Origin of the sequence: Embleya australiensis, from assembly GCF_051903075.1 — a bacterium.
In the GTDB taxonomy this organism is placed as follows: domain Bacteria; phylum Actinomycetota; class Actinomycetes; order Streptomycetales; family Streptomycetaceae; genus Embleya.
The window spans coordinates 6,165,760-6,186,882 of sequence record NZ_CP182422.1; the positions used below are offsets into that span (position 1 = coordinate 6,165,760).

Below are 21,123 nucleotides of genomic sequence, written 5' to 3' on the forward strand. Positions count from 1 at the left end.
AGCAGATCCGCCACCTGCTCAAGCGGCTGACCGTCGAACTGCACGACACACAGGCCCGGTTGGAGGAGGCGCGGAACCCGACCCCCGAGCCGATCGCGATCGTCTCGGCGGCCTGCCGGCTGCCCGGCGGCGCGGAATCCCCCGAGGAGCTGTGGCGCGTCCTGGCCGAAGGCATCGACGTGGTCGGCGACTTCCCCGCCGATCGAGGCTGGGACGTCGAGGAGTTGTATGATCCCGACCCCGATCGACCGGGAAAGTCGTACACCCGCCAGGGTGCGTTCCTGCCCGACATCGCGGGCTTCGACGCCGAGTTCTTCGGTATCTCGCCGCGCGAGGCACTGGCCACCGACCCGCAACACCGGCTCCTCCTGGAAACCGCGTGGGAGCTGTTCGAGCGGGCCGGCATCGACCCCACCACCCTCGCCGGCAGCCGCACCGGGGTCTTCGCCGGCCTCAACGGCCAGGACTACGCCGCCCGGTTGAGCCGGGTCCCCGACGAGGTCGGCGGCTACATCGGCAACGGCAACGCGGCCAGTGTCGCGTCCGGGCGGATCGCCTACTCGTTCGGCTTCGAGGGCCCGGCCGTCACGGTGGACACCGCGTGCTCGTCCTCGCTGGTCGCGCTGCACCTCGCGGCCCACTCGCTGCGCAGCGGCGAATGCGACCTCGCGCTGGCCGGCGGGGTGACGCTGATGGCGTCGCCGCTGGGCTTCGTCGAGTTCTCCCGACAGCGCGGACTGGCCGCGGACGGGCGCTGCAAGGCGTTCGCCGGCGCCGCCGACGGCACCGGCTGGTCCGAGGGCACCGGTCTGGTCCTGGTCGAACGGCTCGCGGACGCCCGCCGCCTGGGCCACCGGGTCCTCGCGGTCCTGCGCGGCAGCGCGGTCAACCAGGACGGCGCCTCCAACGGCCTGACCGCGCCCAACGGGCCCTCGCAGCAGCGGGTGATCCGCCAGGCGCTGCGCGACGCCCGGCTGACCGCCGCCGACATCGACGCGGTCGAGGCACACGGCACCGGAACCACCCTGGGCGACCCGATCGAGGCCCAGGCGCTGATCGCGACCTACGGTCGGGACCGGCCCGCGGACCGGCCGCTGTGGATCGGCTCGGCCAAGTCCAACATCGGCCACACCCAGGCCGCCGCCGGGATCGTCGGCGTGATCAAGATGATCGAGGCGATGCGGCACGGCGTACTGCCCAGGACGCTGCACATCGACGAACCGACCCCGCACGTGGACTGGTCGGCGGGCGCGGTCCGGCTGCTCACCGAGGCCCGGGCCTGGCCGGAGACCGGCCGGCCCCGACGGGTGGGGATCTCGGCGTTCGGCGCGAGCGGGACCAACGCGCACCTGATCCTCGAACAGCCCGAGGCCGCCGATCGGGGCCTGCCGGCCGAACCGGGGGAGACGAGTGCGCGGCGAGCGTCGGGCACGACGCCGTGGCTGCTCACCGCCAGGACCCCCGCCGCGCTGCGCGCCCAGGCGGCCCGACTGGCCGCGCATGTGCGCGGCGCGGCGCTGGGGAGTGCCGACGTGCTCGACGTCGGCTATTCGTTGGCCACCGCCCGGGCCCGGTTCGACGAACGCGCGATCGTGGTCGCCGACGACCCGGCGGGCTTTTTGGCCGGCCTCGACGCGCTCGCGGCCGACACGCCCGCGGCCGGCGTCGTGCGCGGCGGCGCGGGCGGATCGGGGCCGCTGGCCTACCTGTTCACCGGGCAGGGCAGCCAGCGTGTCGGTATGGGCCGCGAACTGCACGCCGCGCAACCGGTGTTCGCCGCCGCCTTCGACGAGGTCGCCGCGGCGCTCGACGCCGAGCTGGCCGGGTACGTTCCGTACCCGCTGCGCGATGTGGTGTTCGGCCTGGTCGAGGACGCGGCCGAACAGCTCGACCGGACGGTGTACGCACAACCGGCGCTGTTCGCGATCGAGGCGGCGCTGTACCGGCTGTACGCGTCCTGGGGCCTGCGGCCGGACTTCGTCACCGGACACTCGCTCGGCGAACTGACCGCCGCACATGTGGCGGACGTACTCACCCTGCCCGACGCCGCGACCCTGGTCGCGGCCCGGGCCCGGCTGATGCAGGCGATGCCCACGACCGGCGCGATGGTCGCCGTCCAGGCCACGGAGGAGGAGGTCGCCGCCGCGCTGACCGGTCGCGAGAGCGAGGTGGCGGTCGCGGCGATCAACGGGCCACGCTCGATCGTGCTGTCCGGGGCCGCCGAGGCTACGCTCGCGGTCGCCGCCGAGTTCGCCGCACAGGGCCGCAAGACCAAACGACTGCGGGTCAGCCACGCCTTCCACTCGCCGCTCATGGCCGGGATGCTCGACGAGTTCGGCCGGATCGCGGCCGGTCTGACCCACCACGCGCCGCGCATCCCGGTGATCTCCAACCTCACCGGGCGACCCGCCGACGCCGGGCGACCGCTCGACCCCGCGCACTGGGTGGCACACGTTCGGGAGGCGGTGCGATTCCGGGACGTGATCGCCCACCTGGCCGACGCGGGCGTGACCACCTACCTGGAACTGGGCCCCGACGGGGTGCTGACCGCGATGGCCCAGGACAGCCTGGCGGACGCGGACGAGGGCGGGAACGCACCGGCGTTCGCCGCCGCGCTGCGCCGGGACCGGCCCGAGAGCGAGAGCGCGCTGCTTGCCTTCGGCACGGCCCACGTGCACGGCGCGGCCGTGGACTGGCCCGCGTGGTACGCCGGTTCCGGAGCCCGGCGGGTCGACCTGCCGACGTACGCCTTCCAGCACCGGCGGTTCTGGATCGACCAGCCCGCCGTGGGCGCCGACGACGCGTCCGGGCTCGGGCTCGGCGCGTCCGATCACCCGCTTCTCGCCGCGTCGTTGCGAGTGGCGGCCGGTGCGGCCGACGGCGGCGCGGAGACGGTGGTGCTGACGGGGCGATTGTCCCTGCGCAGCCATCCGTGGTTGGCCGGGCATGTGGTGTTCGGATCGGTCCTGGTGCCCGGAACGGCCTTCGTGGAGGCGGCGATCCGGGCCGGGGACGAGGTCGGCCTGGACGCCGTCGAGGAGTTGGTGATCGAGGCGCCGCTGATCCTGCGCGAGCGCGACGCGGTACAGCTTCAGGTGGTCGTCGGGGCGCGTGAGTCCGCCAACCGTCGGCCGATCGCGGTGTACGCGCGACCGGCCGACGCCGATGCGGACGCGCCCTGGACCCGGCACGCGGTGGGCTTCCTGAGCACGTCGGATGACCCGGGGCAGGCCGGCGAGGCGCCGGCCCGGTCCGGCGACGCCGGGGCGTGGCCGCCCGCCGGCGCGAGCCCGATCGACGTCTCTCAGGCGTATGCGGCCCTGGCCGAGGCGGGTATCGACTACGGCCCGGCCTTCCGCGGCCTGCGCGCCGCCTGGCGGCTCGGCGGCGAGATCCTGGCCGAGGCCGCGCTGCCGGCCGACGAACACCGGGACGCGGCCCGGTTCGGCATCCACCCGGCCCTGCTCGACGCCGCGCTGCACATCGCCTCGGTGCGGAGCCTGGCCGACCCGGACGCGGCCGAAGGGCGCCGACTGCCGTTCGCCTGGAACGGGGTACGGCTGCACGCGTCCGGCGCGACCGAGCTGCGGATCCGGATCGGCTCGACCGGCCCGGGCGAGCTGACCTTCACGGCCGCCGACGGGAACGGCACGCCGGTGGTCTCGATCGAGTCCCTGGCCACCCGGACGGTGACGGCGGATCAGCTGGAGGGGGCCCGAACGCCCGAGCGGGACGCGCTGTTCGAGGTGGAGTGGGTCGAGGGAGCGGCTCCGATCGGGGCGCCGGGCGAGAACGGCCGGGAGTTCGGTGCCGGCGCGGTGGTCGTGGCGGTGCGGCCGACGGAGCAGGACTCGTCGGCTTCGGCACATCGGGAGACCACGCGGGTGCTGGAGGTCCTGCGGTCGGAGGCCGAACGGATCGTGGTGCTCACGCGCGGCGCGTTCGCGGTGGCCGCGGGGGAGGATCCCGACCCGGCCGCCGCCGCGGTGGCCGGTCTGGTGCGGTCGGCGCAGGCGGAACAGCCTGGCCGGATCGTACTGATCGACTACGACGGGGAGCCGGCCTCGGAGGCCGCGCTCGGCGCGGCCCATGCGGGTGCGCGTGACGCCGATGAACCGCAACTGGCGGTGCGTGGCGGGGCTTTGTTCGTGCCGAGATTGCGGCGGATCGAGTCGGCGGCGGTCGGCTCGGCGGCGGCCGGTTCGGCAGCGGTCGGCTCGGGGTCGGTCGAGGACACGCGCGGCTGGGATCCGGACGGGACCGTCCTGGTGACCGGCGGTGTGGGCGTGCTCGGTGCCCTGGTCGCCCGTCACCTGGTGACCGAACACGGCATGCGGCGGCTGCTGTTGACCGGCCGTCGCGGCCTCGACACGCCGGGCGCGGGCGAGTTGCTGGCCGAGCTGGCCGACCTCGGCGCCGAGGTCGCCGTCGCGGCGGCCGACGCGGCCGACCGGGATGCGCTGGCCGCACTGATCGCGAGCGTGCCGGCGGCCTATCCGCTCACCGCCGTGGTGCACGCGGCGGGCGTGATCGACGACGGCGTGGTCGATGCGCTCACGCCCGAGCGGCTGGCGGCGGTACTGCGGCCCAAGGTCGACGCCGGATGGCACCTGCACGAGTTGACCCGGCATCAGGACCTGGCGGGCTTCGTGCTGTTCTCCTCGGTCGCGGGTGTGCTCGGCGGGCCCGGACAAGGCAACTACGCGGCGGCCAACGGCTTCCTGGACGCGCTCGCGCTGCACCGGCGGGCGCTCGGGCTGCCGGCGGTGTCGTTGGCGTGGGGAATGTGGGCCGAGGCCGGCGGGATGACCGCCGGGCTGGGGGAGGCGGACCGGCGGCGTGCGGCCCGGGCCGGCATCCGGCCGCTGGCCACGGCGGATGGACTGCGCCTGTTCGATCACGTGGTGCGGCCCCGAGGCGGCGCCGACGGGCCGGACTCGGCGGTGCCGATTCCGGCGCCGCTGGATCTGGCCGGCCTGCGGGCCCGGCCGGACGCGGTACCGGCGCTGCTGCGCGGGCTGGTCCGGCCGAGCCGACGCGTCGCCACGGCGGCGGCCCGGTCGGCGGGCGGCGGCGCGTTGACCGCCCGACTGGCCGGCCTGAGTCCGGGCGATCGGGAGCGGGAACTGCTCGACCTGGTCCGCACCGAGGTCGCGGGCGTACTCGGCGCCGACCCCGAAACGCTCGGTGCACGACGTGCGTTCGGCGACGTGGGCATGGACTCGCTCACGGCGGTCGAGCTGCGCAACCGGCTGGGTGTGACCACCGGTCTGCGGTTGCCCGCGACGCTGGTCTTCGACCACCCCACCCCGGCCGCCCTCGCCGAGTTCCTGCGCGGCGAATTGCTGGGCGAGGCGGCGGAAGCGGCCGAGCCGAGCCCGGCCGTGGCAACACCCCTGCCGGGTACGGACGATCCCATCGTGATCGTCGGCACGGCCTGCCGGCTGCCGGGCGGTGTCTCGTCCGCCGGCGACCTGTGGCGGTTGGTGGCGTCCGGGACCGACGCGGTAGGGGCGTTCCCCGAGGATCGTGGGTGGGACGTCGAGGAGCTGTTCGACCCGGACCCGGAGGCGTCCGGCAAGTCGTACACCCGGCATGGCGGATTCCTCTACGACGCCGCAGAGTTCGACGCGGGCTTCTTCGAGATCTCGCCCCGGGAGGCGCTGGCCACCGATCCGCAGCAGCGGCTGCTCCTGGAGACGACCTGGGAGGTGATCGAGCGGGCCGGGATCGACCCGACCACGCTGCGCGGCAGCCGGACGGGTGTGTTCGCCGGGGTGATGTACCACGACTACGCGCCGCACCCGGGGAACGTACCGGCCGCCCTGGAGGGTTACGTCGGCAACGGCAATGCGGGCAGTGTCGCGTCGGGCCGGATCTCGTACTCGTTCGGCTTCGAGGGCCCGGCGGTCACGATCGACACGGCGTGCTCGTCGTCCCTGGTCACCCTGCACCTGGCCGCACAGTCGTTGCGCCTGGGCGAGAGCGACCTGGCGGTCGCGGGTGGGGTCGCGGTGATGGCCTCGCCCGGGGCGTTCACCGAGTTCTCCCGGCAGCGCGGACTGTCCGTGGACGGCCGCTGCAAGGCGTTCGCGGGCGCGGCGGACGGCGTCGGCTGGGCCGAGGGCGTCGGATTGGTGCTCCTGGAGCGGCTGTCGGACGCGCGGCGCAACGGGCATCGGGTACTGGCGGTCGTCCGGGGTTCGGCGGTCAACCAGGACGGTGCGTCGAACGGGTTGACGGCGCCCAACGGCCCGGCCCAACAGCGGGTGATCCGGGCGGCGTTGGCGAACGCGGGCGTGCCGGCGGCCGAGGTGGACGTGGTGGAGGCGCACGGGACCGGGACGACGCTGGGTGATCCGATCGAGGCGCAGGCGTTGTTGGCGACGTATGGGCGGGATCGTCCGGCGGATCGGCCGTTGTGGTTGGGGTCGTTGAAGTCGAACATCGGGCACGCCCAGGCCGCCGCCGGGGTGGCCGGGGTGATCAAGATGGTGGAGGCGCTGGGCCACGGGGTGTTGCCCAAGACGCTGCATGTGGATGAGCCGACGCCACATGTCGACTGGTCGTCGGGCGGGGTACGACTGCTGACCGAGGCCCGTCCCTGGCCGGAGACCGGGCGCCCGCGCCGGGCCGGAGTCTCGTCCTTCGGGGTCAGCGGGACCAACGCGCACGTGATCCTGGAGCAGGCTCCGCCGGACGCCGCCCCCGAGGCCGCCGACCCGCACCGGAACCCCGACGCGGTGCTTCCGTGGCTGATCTCGGCCAAGCGGGCACCGGCTCTGCGCGGCCAGGCCGCTCGGCTGATCGACACGCTGGCGGAGGCCGACCTCGACCCGGTGGACGTCGGCGCGGCGCTGATCGCCTCGCGCGCGGCCCTGGAGGAGCGCGCCGTGCTGATCGGCGCCTCGGACACGCTGCCCGAAGAACTGGGCGCGCTGGCCCGGGGCGACTCCGCGGCCGGTGTGGTGACCGGGTCCGCGACGGGCACCCTCGGTCGGACCGTGTTCGTGTTTCCGGGTCAGGGTTCGCAGTGGGTCGGTATGGCTGCCGAACTCCACGGCCAGTCTTCGGTGTTCGCGTCTCGGTTCGGTGAGTGCGCGAAGGCTTTGGAGCCGTTCGTGGACTGGTCGGCGGTGGATGTGTTGACCGGGGCGGAGGGTGCGCCGTCGTTGGATCGGGTGGATGTGGTCCAGCCGGTGCTCTGGGCGGTGCTGGTGTCGCTTGCCGAGGTCTGGCGCTCGTTCGGGGTCGTTCCGGATGCGGTGGTGGGGCATTCGCAGGGTGAGATCGCGGCGGCGGTGGTGGCCGGCGGGTTGTCCCTGGAGGACGGTGCGCGGGTGGTGGCGCTGCGGAGTCGGGCGATCGTGGCGCTGTCGGGGCGTGGCGGGATGGCGTCGGTGGCGGAGTCGGTGGAGGTGCTTCGGGAGCGTCTCTCGGCGTGGGACGGGCGGATCTCGGTCGCGGCGGTGAACGGCCCGGGACAGGTCGTGGTGTCCGGCGAACCCGATGCCTTGGCCGAGTTGGTGGCGGCCGTGACCGACGAGGGCGGCCGGGCCCGGTTGATCCCGGTGGACTACGCGTCGCATTCGGCGCAGGTGGAGGAGATCCGGGACCGCATCGTCGCGGACCTGGCGGGGATCGTGCCGGTGTCCGGATCGGTGCCGCTGTGGTCGACGGTCACCGGCGAGTGGCTGGACACGGCCGAGATGGATGCGGAGTACTGGGCCACCAACCTGCGCGAGACCGTGCGCTTCGAGGAAGCCGTTCGCGGGCTGGCCGAATCCGGGCACGGCGTGTTCGTCGAGACGAGCCCGCACCCCGTCCTGGTGGCGGCGATCCAGGAGACCCTGGAAGTCACGACGTCGAGCCGCTCCCTGGTCGTCGGAACGTTGCGCCGCGATCAGGGCGGCGCGCAGCGCCTGTACACCTCGCTGGCCGAGGTTTGGGTGCGCGGGGTGGAGGTCGACTGGAGCGTGGCCTATGCGGGATTCCGTGCCCGGCCGGTGGAGTTGCCGACCTATGCCTTCCAGCACGAACGCTTCTGGCTGGACGGGAGCCGGACGGCCGTGGGTGGAGGTACGAGCACGCTCGGGCTGCCGGGTGCGGCCGAATCGGGCGCCGACTCGGCGGCCGGCCCGGTGCTCCCGGGGCGCCTCGCCGGTCTGGTCGGCACCGAACGAGTGGCCGCCGTACTGGAGTTCGTCCGGGCCGAGACGGCGGTCGTGCTCGCGCACGGGAACGCGGCCTCGGTCGAGCCCGAACGCGCTTTCCGGGAACTGGGGTTCGACTCGTTGACCGCCGTGGAGCTGCGCAACCGGCTGAAGGCCGGCTCGGGTCTGGAGCTGCCCGCCACCTTGATCTTCGACTACCCCACCCCGGCCGACGTCGCCGAATTCCTCGCCGAGCGGCTTGCCGCCGCCGGCCCCGGCCTGCCCCTGCCCGACGCACTGGCCGAACTCGACCGCCTGGACGCCACGTTGACCGCCGATCTCGGCGACTCCGCCCAGCGGTTGGCGATCATCGAGCGACTGCGGGTGCTGACCGCCAAGTGGGACGAAGCGGTACCCGGTTCGGCGTCCGCCGACCCGGACGAGATCGATCTGGACAGTGCCACCGACGAGGAACTGTTCGGCCTGCTCGACGGCAACGTCGAATCCTTCTGATCCCCCGGACCCCCGACCGACCACCCCAGGCCCATCACTCAGGAAAGGCAGCTCCATGTCCGACGAAGACAAGCTCCGGGGATATCTCAAACGCGCGCTGGCCGATGTCCGGGAGGCCCGCAAGCGGGTCCGCGAAGTGGAGGCGAGTCGGCGCGAGCCGATCGCGATCGTCGGGATGGCCTGCCGGCTTCCGGGCGGGGTGACCTCGCCCGAGGAGCTGTGGCGGCTGGTCGAATCCGGCGCCGACACGGTCGGCGAGGCGCCCACCGATCGCGGCTGGGACCTGCGCGACCTCTACGACCCGGATCCCGACCGGCCGGGCACCACCTACACCGTGGCGGGCTCCTTCCTCCCGGACGCGGGCGACTTCGACGCGGCGTTCTTCGGGATCTCGCCGCGCGAGGCACCGGCCACCGACCCCCAGCAGCGGCTGCTCCTGGAGACCGCGTGGGATGCCTTCGAGCGGGCCGGGATCGACGTCACCGGCCTGCGCCGCAGTCGCACGGCGGTGTTCACCGGGATCGCGGGCATCGACTACGCGCCCGCGCTCGACCGGGTGCCGCCGGAGCTGGAGGGCTATCTCGGCACGGGCACGCTCGGCAGCGTCGCGTCGGGCCGGATCTCGTACACCTTCGGCTTCGAGGGTCCGGCGGTGACGGTGGACACCGCGTGCTCGTCGTCGCTGGTCGCGCTGCACCTCGCGGCACAGTCGCTGCGCAGCGGGGAAAGCGATCTCGCGGTCGCGGGCGGGGCCACGGTGATGGCCTCGCCGATGGGCTACGTCGAGTTCTCCCGGCAACGCGGGCTCTCCGTGGACGGCAGGTGCAAGGCGTTCGCCGCGTCGGCCGACGGCACCGGTTGGGCCGAGGGGGTCGGCGTGCTGATCCTGGAACGGCTTTCCGACGCCGAACGCCTGGGCCACGAGGTGCTCGCGGTGGTGCGCGGCAGCGCGGTCAACCAGGACGGCGCCTCCAACGGCCTGACCGCGCCGAACGGCCCGGCGCAGCAGCGGGTGATCCGGGCGGCGTTGGCCGGTGCCGAACTGTCCGCCGACGAGGTGGACGTGGTGGAGGCGCACGGGACCGGGACGACGTTGGGTGATCCGATCGAGGCGCAGGCGTTGTTGGCGACGTATGGGCGGGATCGGCCGGCGGATCGGCCGTTGTGGTTGGGGTCGTTGAAGTCGAACATCGGGCACGCCCAGGCCGCCGCCGGGGTGGCCGGGGTGATCAAGATGGTGGAGGCGCTGCGGCACGGGGTGTTGCCGAAGACGCTGCATGTGGACGAGCCGACGCCGCACGTGGACTGGTCGTCGGGCGGGGTGCGGTTGTTGACCGAGGCTCGGCCGTGGCCGGAGGTGGATCGGCCTCGGCGGGCGGCGGTGTCGGCGTTCGGGGTGAGCGGGACCAACGCGCACGTCATTCTCGAACAGCCCTCGACCGAGGGCGAACCGGTCGACGGGCGACCGGTGTCGGACGACGTGCTCCCGTGGGTGTTGTCGGCGAAGACGCCCGAGGCGTTGCACGCTCAAGCGGAGCGGTTGCTCGATCGGCTCGATGGGGACTCCTCGCCATCGACCGCCGACGTCGGTTTCTCCCTGGTCACCACACGGGCGGCGTTCGCGGAGCGCGCGGTGGTGATCGGCGACCGCAGCGGGTTGATCGAAAACCTGGACGCGGTGCGGCGCGGCGAATCGGCGGCCGGAGTGGTCTCGGGGTCGGTCGGTCCGGTGGGTCGGACCGTGTTCGTGTTTCCGGGTCAGGGTTCGCAGTGGGTCGGTATGGCTGCGGAACTGTATGGCCAGTCTTCGGTGTTCGCGTCTCGGTTCGGTGAGTGCGCGAAGGCTTTGGAGCCGTTCGTGGACTGGTCGGCGGTGGATGTGTTGACCGGGGTGGAGGGTGCGCCGTCGTTGGATCGGGTGGATGTGGTCCAGCCGGTGTTGTGGGCGGTGTTGGTGTCGCTTGCCGAGGTCTGGCGCTCGTTCGGGGTCGTTCCGGATGCGGTGGTGGGGCATTCGCAGGGTGAGATCGCGGCGGCCGTGGTGGCCGGTGGGTTGTCGCTGGACGACGGTGCGCGGGTGGTGGCGCTGCGGAGTCGGGCGATCGTGGCGCTGTCGGGGCGTGGCGGGATGGCGTCGGTGGCGGAGTCGGTGGAGGTGCTTCGGGAGCGTCTCTCGGCGTGGGACGGGCGGATCTCGGTCGCGGCGGTGAACGGCCCGGGGCAGGTGGTGGTGTCCGGTGAACCGGACGCGTTGGCCGAGTTGGTGGCCGTGGTGACCGACGAGGGTGGTCGGGCGCGGTTGATCCCGGTGGACTACGCGTCGCATTCGGCGCAGGTGGAGGAGATTCGCGCGAGGATCGTTACGGATTTGGCCGAGATTGTGCCGGTTCCCGGGTCGGTGCCGCTGTGGTCGACGGTGACCGGGGACTGGTTGGACACCGCCGGGATGGATGCCGCGTACTGGGCCACCAACCTGCGCGAGACCGTGCGCTTCGAGGAGGCGGTACGCGGGCTGGCCGAATCCGGGCACGGCGTGTTCGTCGAGGCGAGTCCGCACCCCGTGCTGACCGCCGCGATCGAGGCCACATTGGAGGAGTCCGGCCCGGAACACCTCGTGGTGGTCGGTACGTTGCGCCGAGACCAGGGCGGCGCGCAGCGCCTGTACACCTCGCTTGCCGAAGCCTTCGTACGGGGAGTCCCGGTGGACTGGGCCGCCGCCTTCACCGAACACCAGCCCCGGCGCGTGGCGTTGCCCACCTACGCGTTCCAGCGTCGGCGGTACTGGCGCGAGACACTCGACCGCCCCGCCGCCGGTGCGTCGTCGTTGGGCCTGCGGTCGGTGGGGCATCCCTTGCTCGGGGCCTCGGTGGGAACCGGCGACGGGGACGATGTCCTGCTGACCGGACGGCTGTCGCTCCGTACACATCCGTGGCTGGCCGATCACGCGGTCCGCGACACGGTGTTGTTGCCCGCGTCGGCCTTCCTGGAGCTGGCCGTGCGGGCCGGTGACGAGGTCGGTCTCGGCGTGGTGGACGAACTCGTGATCGAGGCGCCGCTGATCCTTGCCCACGAGGCCGAAGCCGCCGACGACGCCGAAGCCGCCGACTCCGATGCCGGCGTGCACATCCAGGTCGCGGTGAGCTCGGCGGGCGAGGACGGGCGGCGGCGGTTCGCGGTGTTCTCCCGGGACGAGGCGGCGGGGGACGGCGCGGAGTGGGCGCGGCATGCCGGCGGCTTCCTGGCACCGGAGTCCGCCGAGGACGACACCGCGCCGGAGGTGGGCAGTTGGCCGCCCGCCGACGGGGTGTCGGTGCCGGTCGAGGACGCGTACGAGGTGCTGGCCGCGGCCGGGATCGACTACGGGCCGGTGTTCCAGGGGCTGCGGGCCGCCTGGCGGACCGACGAGGCGTTGTTCGCCGAGGTCGGATCGGCAGGGGAAGGGACGGAGCAGGCCGGGGAGTTCGGGTTGCATCCGGCGCTGTTGGATGCCGCGCTGCATGTGGCGGTGGTCGATGCGTTGCGGCGGGCCGAGGCGGCCGGCGAGGAGGTCGGGACGAGCCTGGCCTACGCGTGGAACGCGGTACGGCTGCATGCGACCGGGGCCGCCCGGCTGCGGGTTCGGCTCACCCTCGCCGGGCCGGACACGGTGGCGGTGGCGGCCTGGGACGAGACCGGCGCGCCGGTGCTCTCGGTCGGGTCGCTGACGTCGCGTCCGGTGCCCGCCGGGCGGCTCGCGGACGGGCCCACCGGTTCGCGCGCCCGGGCGGCCGACGCCGGTGCCGGGCGGCGCAAGCGGCGTGTGGCGCGTACCGCCCCGGCGGTTGCCGAGTCGGGGCTCGGTCGGCGGCTCGCGGCGGCCGGCGAAGCGGAGCGGGACGAGATCCTGGTGGACCTGGTCCGGACCGAGTTGGGTGTGGTCCTGGGCCGTGCCGCCGACGAATCGGTGGACGCGGAACAGGCGTTCCTGGAGGTCGGCCTGGACTCGCTGACCGCCGTCGAACTGCGCAACCGGCTCGCCACGGCGACGGGCCTGCGGTTGCCGGCGACGGTGACCATCGCGCATCCGACCCCTCGTGCCCTCGCCAGGCACCTGGGCACCGCGCTCGCGGAGCGGGGCACGTCGCGCGACGAACAGCCGAGTGCGACTCCCACCGGGTCCGACCGGGTCAAGGGCGCGCTCGCGTCGTTCTACGTGCAACTGTGCGCGGCCGAGAAGTACACCACGGCCGCCGAGGTGATCATGGCCTCGGCGGGGTTGCGGCCGTCCTTCGCGGAGTCCGAACGGGATCGGCACGTCAAGCCGGTGTTGCGGTTGGCGACCGGCGAGGCCGGACCGAAGATCGTCTGCTTCCCGTCGCTCAGCGCGATCTCCGGACCGCACGAATACGCCCGGTTCGGGCAGGTGTTCCAGGGCGAGCGGGACGTGTTCGTGATCCAGACGCCGGGATTCGTGGCCGACGAGTCGCTGCCGGACCACGCGGACGCCCTGCTGCGGATGCACGTGGAGACCGTACGCGCCGCGGTGGGGGACGAGCCGTTCCTCGTCGTCGGCCGCTCGATGGGCGGATGCATCGCGCACGAGGTGACCCGACGTCTGGAGGCCGAGGGGGTGTACCCGGTCGGGCTCGGCCTGGTCGACACCTTCCCGATCGACACCGCCCTGGTGCCGGGCATGGACTGGTGGCTGCCCGCGATGATCGAGGGGATGCTCGGGCGCGTCGCGCAGTACGACATGACGCTCGACGACACCAACCTCAGCACGATGGGGCTCTACCAGAGGTTGTTCGCGGACTGGAAGCCGCGGCCGATCGCCACCCCGACGCTGGTCGCGCAGGCGGATACGCCGGTGGCGGGCACCGTGATCGACCCCGAGGGCCGGTGGGACTGGCGGGCGTACTGGCCCCTGCCGCACGACCTGATCGAGATCACCGGCGACCACTTCACCGTCCTGGAGGACCACGCCGACCTGACCGCGGCGACCATCGTCGACTGGGCCGCCGGGTTGGCCCGATGAGCCCGCCCCCTTCACCGCCCCCTTCACCGCCACTGCCACTGCCACTGCGATACGACATCACTTCGAGGCTGGGACATTCATGACGAAGGTATTGACCCCGGTGGACCTCGCCGAGATCCACCGCACGCTCGCGCTGTTCGCGCACGTCTTCGACAACGGTGACGTGGACGGACTCGACCTCGTGTTCACCGAGGACGTCGTGGTCGAGATCGGCCGCGGACCCAAGCGGGCCTTCCACGGCATCGCCGAGTTCGCCGAGTACACCCGGAGCAAGAGCGCGGCGACGCCCGACCACCACACGGTCAACACGACCGTCGAGGTGGACGAGCACGGCCAGGTCCAGACGCGCAGCCGCTACATCGGGATCAACCCCGCCGGTCGGATCACCGGCGGCGAATTCCTGGACATCCTCCGAAAGACCCCGGCCGGCTGGCGGATCGCCTATCGGCTGAGCCTGCCGCGCGCCCCCCGCGAGGCCGGGGCGGGCGTGACCAGGGTCGCCTTCCCGCTCGCGGTCCGGCTCGCCGAGGTGGTCGCGCCGTGACCGGCGGCCCCGTGCTGAGCGCGGCGGACGTCGCGGAGATCCACGACACCCTCGCGCAGTTCGCGCACGTCTTCGACAACGACGAAGTCGGGGACCTGCACCGGGTGTTCACGGACAACGCGGTCATCGAGAACACCATCGGCGCCGGCTACACCATCGAAGGCATCGCCTCGGCCCGGCAGTTCACCGGCCGACGCAGTCCGGACACCCCCGACCACCAGACACTCGACACCGTGCTCCTGGTGGACGCGGGCGGTACGGTCCGGGCCCGCAGCCGCTACATCGCGACGCTGATCGACGGCGAGGTACACGGCGGGGACTACTACGACATCCTCGAACACACGCCGCGCGGCTGGCGGATCCGCTATCGGGTTTCGGTACCGAGGCATCCGATCCTGGACGCCGTCGAGCTGCCGGCGGAATTCGCCGAGGCGTGGCGGCCCACGGCGGAGAACCTGGTGCGCTTCACGCCGAACTGACGGCGATACCGACGCCGACGGGCGGACCGGGGCGGGGCCGGCGACGGCCCCGCCCCGAGCGCATCAGTCGCCGTGCCGCACCACGATCGCCGTCACCGCGATGCCCAGATCCACCTGCCACCGTCCCGCGAACCCGTCCAGCGGTCGATCCTCGATCAGCAGCCGGGCGTCGAACGTGCCCGCCGCCGGGTCGAATTCGAGTTCGGCCTCGGCGAAGTCCAACCAGCGCGAGGTGAGCGGGAACCACGCCTTGTAGACGGACTCCTTGGCACTGAACAGGAGCCGGTCCCAAGGGATCTCCGGCCGATCGGCGGCCAGTTCGCGCAGGTGTTTGCGCTCGGTCTCGGACGAGACCGCCTCGAGGACGCCGTCGGGCAGCGGCCCCGCCGGCTCCGCGTCGATGCCCAGGGTCAGCACCGCGGCGGCGTCCGCGACCACCGCGGCCCGATACCCGTCGCAGTGCGTCATGCTGCCGACCACGCCGGTCGGCCAACCGGGCGCACCACGCAGCCCCGGCAACAACGGCGCGGCCGGCACGCCCATCCGGGCCAACGCCCGCCGCGCGCACCGTCGGACGGTGGTGAACTCGCGGCGCCGCTTGTCCACGGCGTTTGCGAGCAGCGCCTCCTCGGCCGGGTACAGCGGCGGCCCGTCGGGGTCGTCGAAGCACTCCTCGGCGAACACCCCGGGCGGCAGGATGCGGTCGATCATCGTCATCGGGCACCCGCCGATTGCCCCGAACGGCCGGCTCCGGCGGTCCCGGCGACCTCGGCGGGCAGGATCCGGCGCGGAATCGGCCTGCGCAGCCCGTTCTTGCGCTCGCGCGGATAGCCGAGCGAGACCTCCTCGAAACGCACCCCGTCGTACCAGGTGGTGCGCGGGATGTGCAGGTGGCCGTACACCACGGCCGCGGTCGGGAAACGCCGATGCCAGTCGGCGGTCAGGTCGGTGCCGCACCACTGGGCGAACTCCGGGTACCACAGCACGTCCGTGGGCTGTCGGACCAGCGGGAAGTGGTTGACCATCAGGAACGGCGCCGCCGGATCGGCCGCCGCCGCGAGCCGCTCCTCGGTGTACGCCACCCGGGCCCGGCACCAGTCGCCGCGGGTCGGATACGGATCCGGGTGCAGCATGAACTCGTCGCTGCACACCACGCCGGCCTCGTACGCGGCGTCCAACGCCTGCTGCTGCGTGGCCGCGCCCGGCGGCCACCACGTGTAGTCGTAGAGCACGAACATCGGTGCCACCGTGACGGTTTCGCCCGGGCCGTCCCAGACCGGGAACGGATCCTCCGGGGTCAGCACCCCCAACTCCCCGCACATCGCCACGAGATGCCGGTAGCGCTCCTCGCCGCGCAGTTGCACCGGGTCGTCGTTGGTGGACCACAACTCGTGGTTGCCCGGCACCCAGATCACCCGGGCGAAACGCTCGGCGAGCAGGCGCAGGGTCGAGGCGGTCTCCTCGACGTGCTCGGCCACGTCGCCTCCGACCAGGATCCAGTCCTCGTCGTGCCCCGGCCGGATGCCCTCGACGAGTCTGCGGTTGGACGGAATGGCGGAATGCAGGTCGCTGACGGCGTACAGGGCGCGCTCGGGCGAACGGGCAGTGCTCATCGATCGACCATAGGCGGATCCGGGCCGCCGAGGGAAGGCCGACGCGGCCGAGTGGAGGGCCTGCGCAAGCCCGACGCAAGGCGGCGTAGGGGTTGGTCAGGGGTACGCCATACGCCCGTCATATGTCACCGTCGTGAGAGAGCAGGACCGGACGCCACAGGCAGCGCCACAGAGAGGGAAGAGCCGTTGCGGTACGAGATTCTCGGCCCCGTGCGGATCGTCGACGGCGCAACGCCGCGCACGATCGCGGCGCCCAAGCCGGAAACGCTCCTCTCCGCCCTGCTCGCGCGGCGGGACCAACTGCTGACGGTCGACCAGATCGTCGCGGAGATCTGGACCGACGCCGGGCCGCAGCGGGCGAAGTCGACGGTGCATGTGTACGTTTCCCGGCTGCGGGCGATGCTCGGCGCGCCGGGACCGGCCCGCACCGGCCCATTGGCCACCTGCGCCGGCGGCTACGTGCTGCACACCGGTCCGGACCGCCTCGACGCCGACACCTTCCACGGCCTGGTCGAACGTGGTCGCGCGGGCGCGCGGGCCGGCCGGTACCACGAGGCGGCCGAGGTGTACACGAGCGCGCTCGACCTGTGGCGCGGACCGGCCTACGCCGGGGTGAGCCTCGGGCCGATCGTCCGGGCGCACGCCGCGCGGTTGGAGGCGTCCCGGCTGGAGTGCCTGGAGTTGCTGGTGGAGGCGAACCTCGCGCTCGGCCGGCACCGGGAGACGGTGGCCCGGCTGTACGCGCTGACCGGCGAGTATCCGCTGCACGAGAACTTCGCCCGGCACCTGATGGTCGCGCTGTACCACTGCGGCCGGCGCGGCGACGCGCTCGCGGTGTACCGCGACACCCGCACCGCGCTGCGCGAACTGCTGGGCCTGGAACCGTCCCGGGCGCTGCGTGAGATCCAGCACGCGGTGCTCACCGGGGCCGAACCACTGGGCGCGCGCAAGGACTCGATGGCAGGCTGACGGTCACGCAGCACGATCATTCGGTGACGATCAGAAGGGCCCTGCCATGAGTACCGCCTCCTCCGTATCGGACACCTGGATCCGCCGGTTCCATCCGGCCGCCGATCGGGTGCCGCGCCTGGTCGCGCTGCCGCACGCGGGCGGCTCGGCGAGCTTCTGGTTCCCGCTGTCGGCGGCGCTCAAGGAGCGCGTCGAGGTGCTGGGCGTGCAGTACCCGGGGCGCCAGGACCGGCGCACCGAACCGCTCATCGACGACATCGAGACCCTGGCCGAGCGCATCACCGAGGCCCTGGATCCCTGGCTGGACGAGCAACTTCCGCTGATCCTGTTCGGGCACAGCATGGGCGCGGTCCTCGGCTTCGAGGTGGCCCGGCGGTTGCGGATCCCGCCCGCCGCACTGATCGCCTCCGGGCGTCGGGCCCCCGACCGACAGCGTGACGAGCGGGTGCACCTGCTCGACGACGCGGGGCTCGCCGCCGAACTGCGCTCGATGAGCGGCACGGACGCGAGCCTGCTGGCCAACGACGAGGTGCTGCAGATGGTGCTGCCGGCGCTGCGCGCCGACTACCGCGCGATCGAGACGTACCGGTGCACCCCCGGCGCGCCGCTGGAGTGCCCGATCACCGTGCTGATCGGCGACCGGGATCCGAAGGTCACCCTGGATGAGGCCACGGCCTGGCGCGACCACACGAACGGCACGTTCGCGCTGCACACCTTCACCGGCGGCCACTTCTATCTGACCGACCACCAGGCGGCGGTCACCGCGCGCATCGCGGACGCCATCGACGCGGTGACCGGACGGGGATAGCGCCGCCCGGGGCGCGGCCGTCGGCCGGGCGCTCGCTCGAATGGGTTCCGCGCGGGCCCGGGTTCGAGGGGCGTCGGGCGGTCCGGAACACGCGGTTCGGCGGGTGACCACCCGGATATATCGGCCATCCGGGTGTATTCGGGCGCAGCGGCTCGGCCGGCGGCGGTGTCGGGGCCCGTCGATGATCGAGGCATGGCCGGTCACGATCACGTTCATGCCGTGTTGCCCGAGATTCCGCCGATGCTGGCCACCGCGGCGCCGCTGCCCGGGGAGGAGTACCAGTCCGACTGGGGCTTCGAGGTCATGTGGGACGGGGTCCGTACGGTGGCGTACTGCGCGGGGGACGGGGGGCTGCGCCTGCTGGCGCGCGACGGGGCGGACGTGACCCGGGTGTACCCGGAACTGGCCGGCCTGGCCGTCCAGCACGGACAGCGCCAGGCCGTGCTGGACGGCGAGGTCGTGGTCCTGGACGACCGGGGGCGCCCGGACCACGCACAGCTGCGCCGGCGCATGGGTGTGGTCAACCCGCGCAAGGTGGCCCGGCTGACCATCGACGCGCCGGTGCACCTGATGTTGTTCGACGTGATGTATCTGGACGGCCGGCCGCTGCTGCACACCCCGTACCGCGAACGGCGGATGCTGCTGGCCGGCCTCGACCTGGCGGGCCCGCGCTGGTCCACCCCGGAATGGATCGAGGGCGACGCGCGGCGCGCCTGGGCGACCAGCCTGCACCAGGGCCACGAGGGCGTCGTCGCCAAACGCCTGGCCTCCGAATACCAACCCGGACAACGCTCCCCGGACTGGATCAAGGCCAAGCACGTGGAGACCCACGACGTGGTCATCGGCGGCTGGATCGAGGGCCGGGGCGAGCTGCGGGGCCTGCCGGGGGCGTTGCTGGTCGGCGTCGCCGCACCCGACGGCCTGCGCTACGTCGGCACGGTCGAGGACGGCCCGACCCTGGCCGAGCGCGGCGAACTGGGCGAATACCTGGGTGCGCTGGCGCGCGCGGACTCGCCGTTCGCGGGGGTGGTGGACGTGCCCGGCGCCCAGTGGGTCGACCCCCGGCTGGTCGCCGAGGTCACCGCCTCGGGCTGGACCCCGGAGGGCCGCCTGCGCCACCCCACCTGGCAACGCCTGCGCCCGGACCTGCCGGGCGGGTAGCGGACCCCCTCACGAGGGGCGCACACGGGGACGATGACGCACCGGCGCACGCCGACTACCGTCCGCTGCCCCACTGATGGCATCCTGACCGACATGGACGAGCAGAACGCCGACCCACGCCGGCCCCGGCACATCATCGGCGTCGGCGGGACCCACCACGCCACGCCGGCCGAGATTCGTGCGGAGCTTCCCGCCGAACTCCGCGAGGAGTTCGAGGCCGAGTACGGCAAGGCCCTCGACGCCGCCCGCGACGGTGACCTCATTCCGCTTGCCGAAATGCTCGGGCCCTGGCAGGCCGAGGTTCGCATGCGCCGCAGCCCCGACTGGCCGGAGACCGAGGAAACCATCCGACGGCTCAACGCCGGTCTGCCCGTGGACACGGTGCCCGCTCACACGGACGAATGGGAGAGCCCCCCATGAGCTACACCGTCGAGTCCACCTACACCGTGCAGCGGTGGCTGAAGGGCGCGCCCTCGCATGCGATCGGTGCCTACAACGACATGGTCTCCCGACTCGCCTCCGACCCATGGCGAGTGGGCTCGCCGACCAGGTCCGCGAACATGCGCGAGTACGCGTTCTGCGTGGAGGGCACCGCGACTTTCGTCATCGAGGATCGATGCGTGACGGTCACGATCGTGCAGATCAGCTGATCGTTCGGCCGGCCCGTACGCGCCGCCGGCGGCTCGCGGACCGACCCGCCGGCTACTTCTCCGGGTGGGTGAAACCCCGGGCGATGACCATGCGTTGGATCTGGTTGGTGCCCTCGAAGATCTGCATGATCTTCGCTTCGCGCATGTAGCGCTCGACCGGGAACTCCCGTGTGTAGCCCGCGCCGCCGAAGACCTGGACCGCGTCCGTGGTGACCTTCATCGCCGCGTCGGTGGCGATCAGCTTGGCCACGCTGGCCTGGCGGCTGTACGGGCGACCCAGATCGCGGCGGCGGGCCGCGTCGAGGTAGGTGGCGCGGGCCGAGTCGACGGCGGCGGCCATGTCGGCCAGGAGGAAGCCCAGGCCCTGGTGGTCGACGATGCGGCGGCCGAACGTGGTGCGCTCGTTGGCGTATTCGACCGCGGCGTCCAGGGCGGCCTGGGCCAGACCCGTCGCGCACGCCGCGATGCCCAGCCGACCCGAGTCCAGGGCGCTGAGCGCGATCGCCAGCCCTTGGCCCTCCGCGCCGATCAGCCGATCCCGCTCCAGGACCGCGCCATCCCAGAACGCACTGGTCGTCGGGACCGCGTTCAGGCCCATCTTCGCCTCCGGCCGACCGAAGGCCAGCCCCTCCGCCTCGCCCGGCGCCAGGAAGCACGAGATGCCCCGGCCGCCCTCGCCGGTACGCGCGAACAGAGCGTAGAAGTCGGCCTTTCCGCCGTGCGTGATCCACGCCTTGGTGCCGGTGATCCGGTATCCGTCGGCGATCGGCCGCGCCTTGCACACGATCGCGGCCGCGTCGGAGCCCGCGTGCGGCTCGGACAGGCTGTAGCCGCCGACCAGGCGGCCCTCCAGCATGTCGGGCAACCAACGCTCCCGCTGCTCGGCCGAGCCGTAGGTGGCCACCGGGAAGCAGGCCAGCGTATGCACACTCGTGGCCACCGCGACCGCCGCCCAGCGCGCGGCCAACTCCTCCAGCACCTGGAGGTAGACCTCGTACGGCTGACCGCCGCCGCCCTCCTCCTCCGAGTAGGGCAGGCCGAGCAGGCCGACCTCGCCCAGGACGGCGAACAACCCTTCCGGGTACGACTCCTCACGCTCGTGCCGGGCGGCCACGGGCGCCAGTTCGCGGTCGGCCACGGTACGGGTGAGGTCGAGCAGGTCCTCGGCGTCCCGGGTGGGCAGGAGGCGGTCGACGGTCACGGCTGCTCCGGAGGTCGG

At 72.9% G+C, this 21,123-nt stretch carries 10 protein-coding genes and 2 pseudogenes; 9 read left to right on the plus strand and 3 right to left on the minus strand.

The window, feature by feature from the left end:
- Positions 1-86: 86 nt before the first annotated feature.
- From ACMXN5_RS26625 to ACMXN5_RS26640, 4 genes and pseudogenes are all read left to right on the plus strand, one after another.
- Positions 87-8,414 (plus strand): annotated as a pseudogene (locus ACMXN5_RS26625) (type I polyketide synthase); the annotation flags it as partial.
- Between the two features lie 346 nt (positions 8,415-8,760).
- Positions 8,761-13,680 (plus strand): annotated as a pseudogene (locus ACMXN5_RS26630) (acyltransferase domain-containing protein); the annotation flags it as partial.
- Between the two features lie 79 nt (positions 13,681-13,759).
- Complete coding sequence (locus tag ACMXN5_RS26635) at positions 13,760-14,224, plus strand: nuclear transport factor 2 family protein (protein WP_439677342.1); 465 nt, start codon at positions 13,760-13,762, stop codon at positions 14,222-14,224.
- Positions 14,221-14,703, plus strand: a complete 483-nt coding sequence (locus ACMXN5_RS26640) for a nuclear transport factor 2 family protein (protein WP_439677343.1) — start codon at positions 14,221-14,223, stop codon at positions 14,701-14,703. The genes ACMXN5_RS26635 and ACMXN5_RS26640 overlap by 4 nt, the downstream gene beginning before the upstream one ends.
- 63 nt (positions 14,704-14,766) lie before the next feature.
- On the opposite strand, the gene ACMXN5_RS26645 is transcribed toward ACMXN5_RS26640, so the two are convergent.
- Both ACMXN5_RS26645 and ACMXN5_RS26650 read right to left on the minus strand, forming a co-directional pair.
- Positions 14,767-15,414 (minus strand): 4'-phosphopantetheinyl transferase family protein, encoded by a 648-nt coding sequence (locus ACMXN5_RS26645; protein WP_439678087.1) that lies wholly within the window; start codon positions 15,412-15,414, stop codon positions 14,767-14,769.
- 2 nt (positions 15,415-15,416) lie between these two features.
- Entirely contained in the window at positions 15,417-16,316 is a 900-nt protein-coding gene (locus ACMXN5_RS26650; protein WP_439677344.1) for a metallophosphoesterase family protein, read from the minus strand.
- Between the two features lie 186 nt (positions 16,317-16,502).
- Between ACMXN5_RS26650 and ACMXN5_RS26655 the strand changes: the two genes are divergently transcribed.
- The 5 genes from ACMXN5_RS26655 (at position 16,503) to ACMXN5_RS26675 (ending at position 19,904) form a co-directional block, all read left to right on the plus strand.
- On the plus strand, positions 16,503-17,285 hold the full coding sequence (locus ACMXN5_RS26655; RefSeq protein ID WP_439677345.1) for an AfsR/SARP family transcriptional regulator: 783 nt from the start codon (positions 16,503-16,505) through the stop codon (positions 17,283-17,285).
- A gap of 46 nt (positions 17,286-17,331) precedes the next feature.
- Positions 17,332-18,093 carry a thioesterase II family protein gene (locus ACMXN5_RS26660; protein ID WP_439677346.1) on the plus strand — a complete coding sequence of 254 codons (762 nt, stop codon included), beginning with the start codon at positions 17,332-17,334 and terminating at the stop codon, positions 18,091-18,093.
- Between the two features lie 192 nt (positions 18,094-18,285).
- Positions 18,286-19,254, plus strand: coding sequence for a non-homologous end-joining DNA ligase (gene ligD / locus ACMXN5_RS26665; protein WP_439677347.1), 969 nt, complete (start codon positions 18,286-18,288; stop codon positions 19,252-19,254).
- 93 nt (positions 19,255-19,347) lie between these two features.
- Complete coding sequence (locus ACMXN5_RS26670; protein ID WP_379997085.1) at positions 19,348-19,674, plus strand: DUF6247 family protein; 327 nt, start codon at positions 19,348-19,350, stop codon at positions 19,672-19,674.
- Entirely contained in the window at positions 19,671-19,904 is a 234-nt protein-coding gene (locus ACMXN5_RS26675) for a hypothetical protein (protein WP_379997087.1), read from the plus strand. The genes ACMXN5_RS26670 and ACMXN5_RS26675 overlap by 4 nt, the downstream gene beginning before the upstream one ends.
- 52 nt (positions 19,905-19,956) lie before the next feature.
- Here ACMXN5_RS26675 and ACMXN5_RS26680 read toward each other — a convergent pair whose 3' ends face one another.
- On the minus strand, positions 19,957-21,105 hold the full coding sequence (locus tag ACMXN5_RS26680; protein ID WP_395791828.1) for an acyl-CoA dehydrogenase family protein: 1,149 nt from the start codon (positions 21,103-21,105) through the stop codon (positions 19,957-19,959).
- Positions 21,106-21,123 lie beyond the last annotated feature (18 nt).

Bases quoted from the DNA above. Each gene is read 5' to 3' on its own strand.
- ACMXN5_RS26635 (WP_439677342.1), top strand. From the start codon at position 13,760: ATGACGAAGGTATTGACCCCGGTGGACCTCGCCGAGATCCACCGCACG.
- ACMXN5_RS26645 (WP_439678087.1), bottom strand. From the start codon at position 15,414: ATGATCGACCGCATCCTGCCGCCCGGGGTGTTCGCCGAGGAGTGCTTC.
- ACMXN5_RS26650 (WP_439677344.1), bottom strand. From the start codon at position 16,316: ATGAGCACTGCCCGTTCGCCCGAGCGCGCCCTGTACGCCGTCAGCGAC.
- ACMXN5_RS26660 (WP_439677346.1), top strand. From the start codon at position 17,332: ATGAGTACCGCCTCCTCCGTATCGGACACCTGGATCCGCCGGTTCCAT.
- ligD (WP_439677347.1), top strand. From the start codon at position 18,286: ATGGCCGGTCACGATCACGTTCATGCCGTGTTGCCCGAGATTCCGCCG.
- ACMXN5_RS26670 (WP_379997085.1), top strand. From the start codon at position 19,348: ATGGACGAGCAGAACGCCGACCCACGCCGGCCCCGGCACATCATCGGC.
- ACMXN5_RS26675 (WP_379997087.1), top strand. From the start codon at position 19,671: ATGAGCTACACCGTCGAGTCCACCTACACCGTGCAGCGGTGGCTGAAG.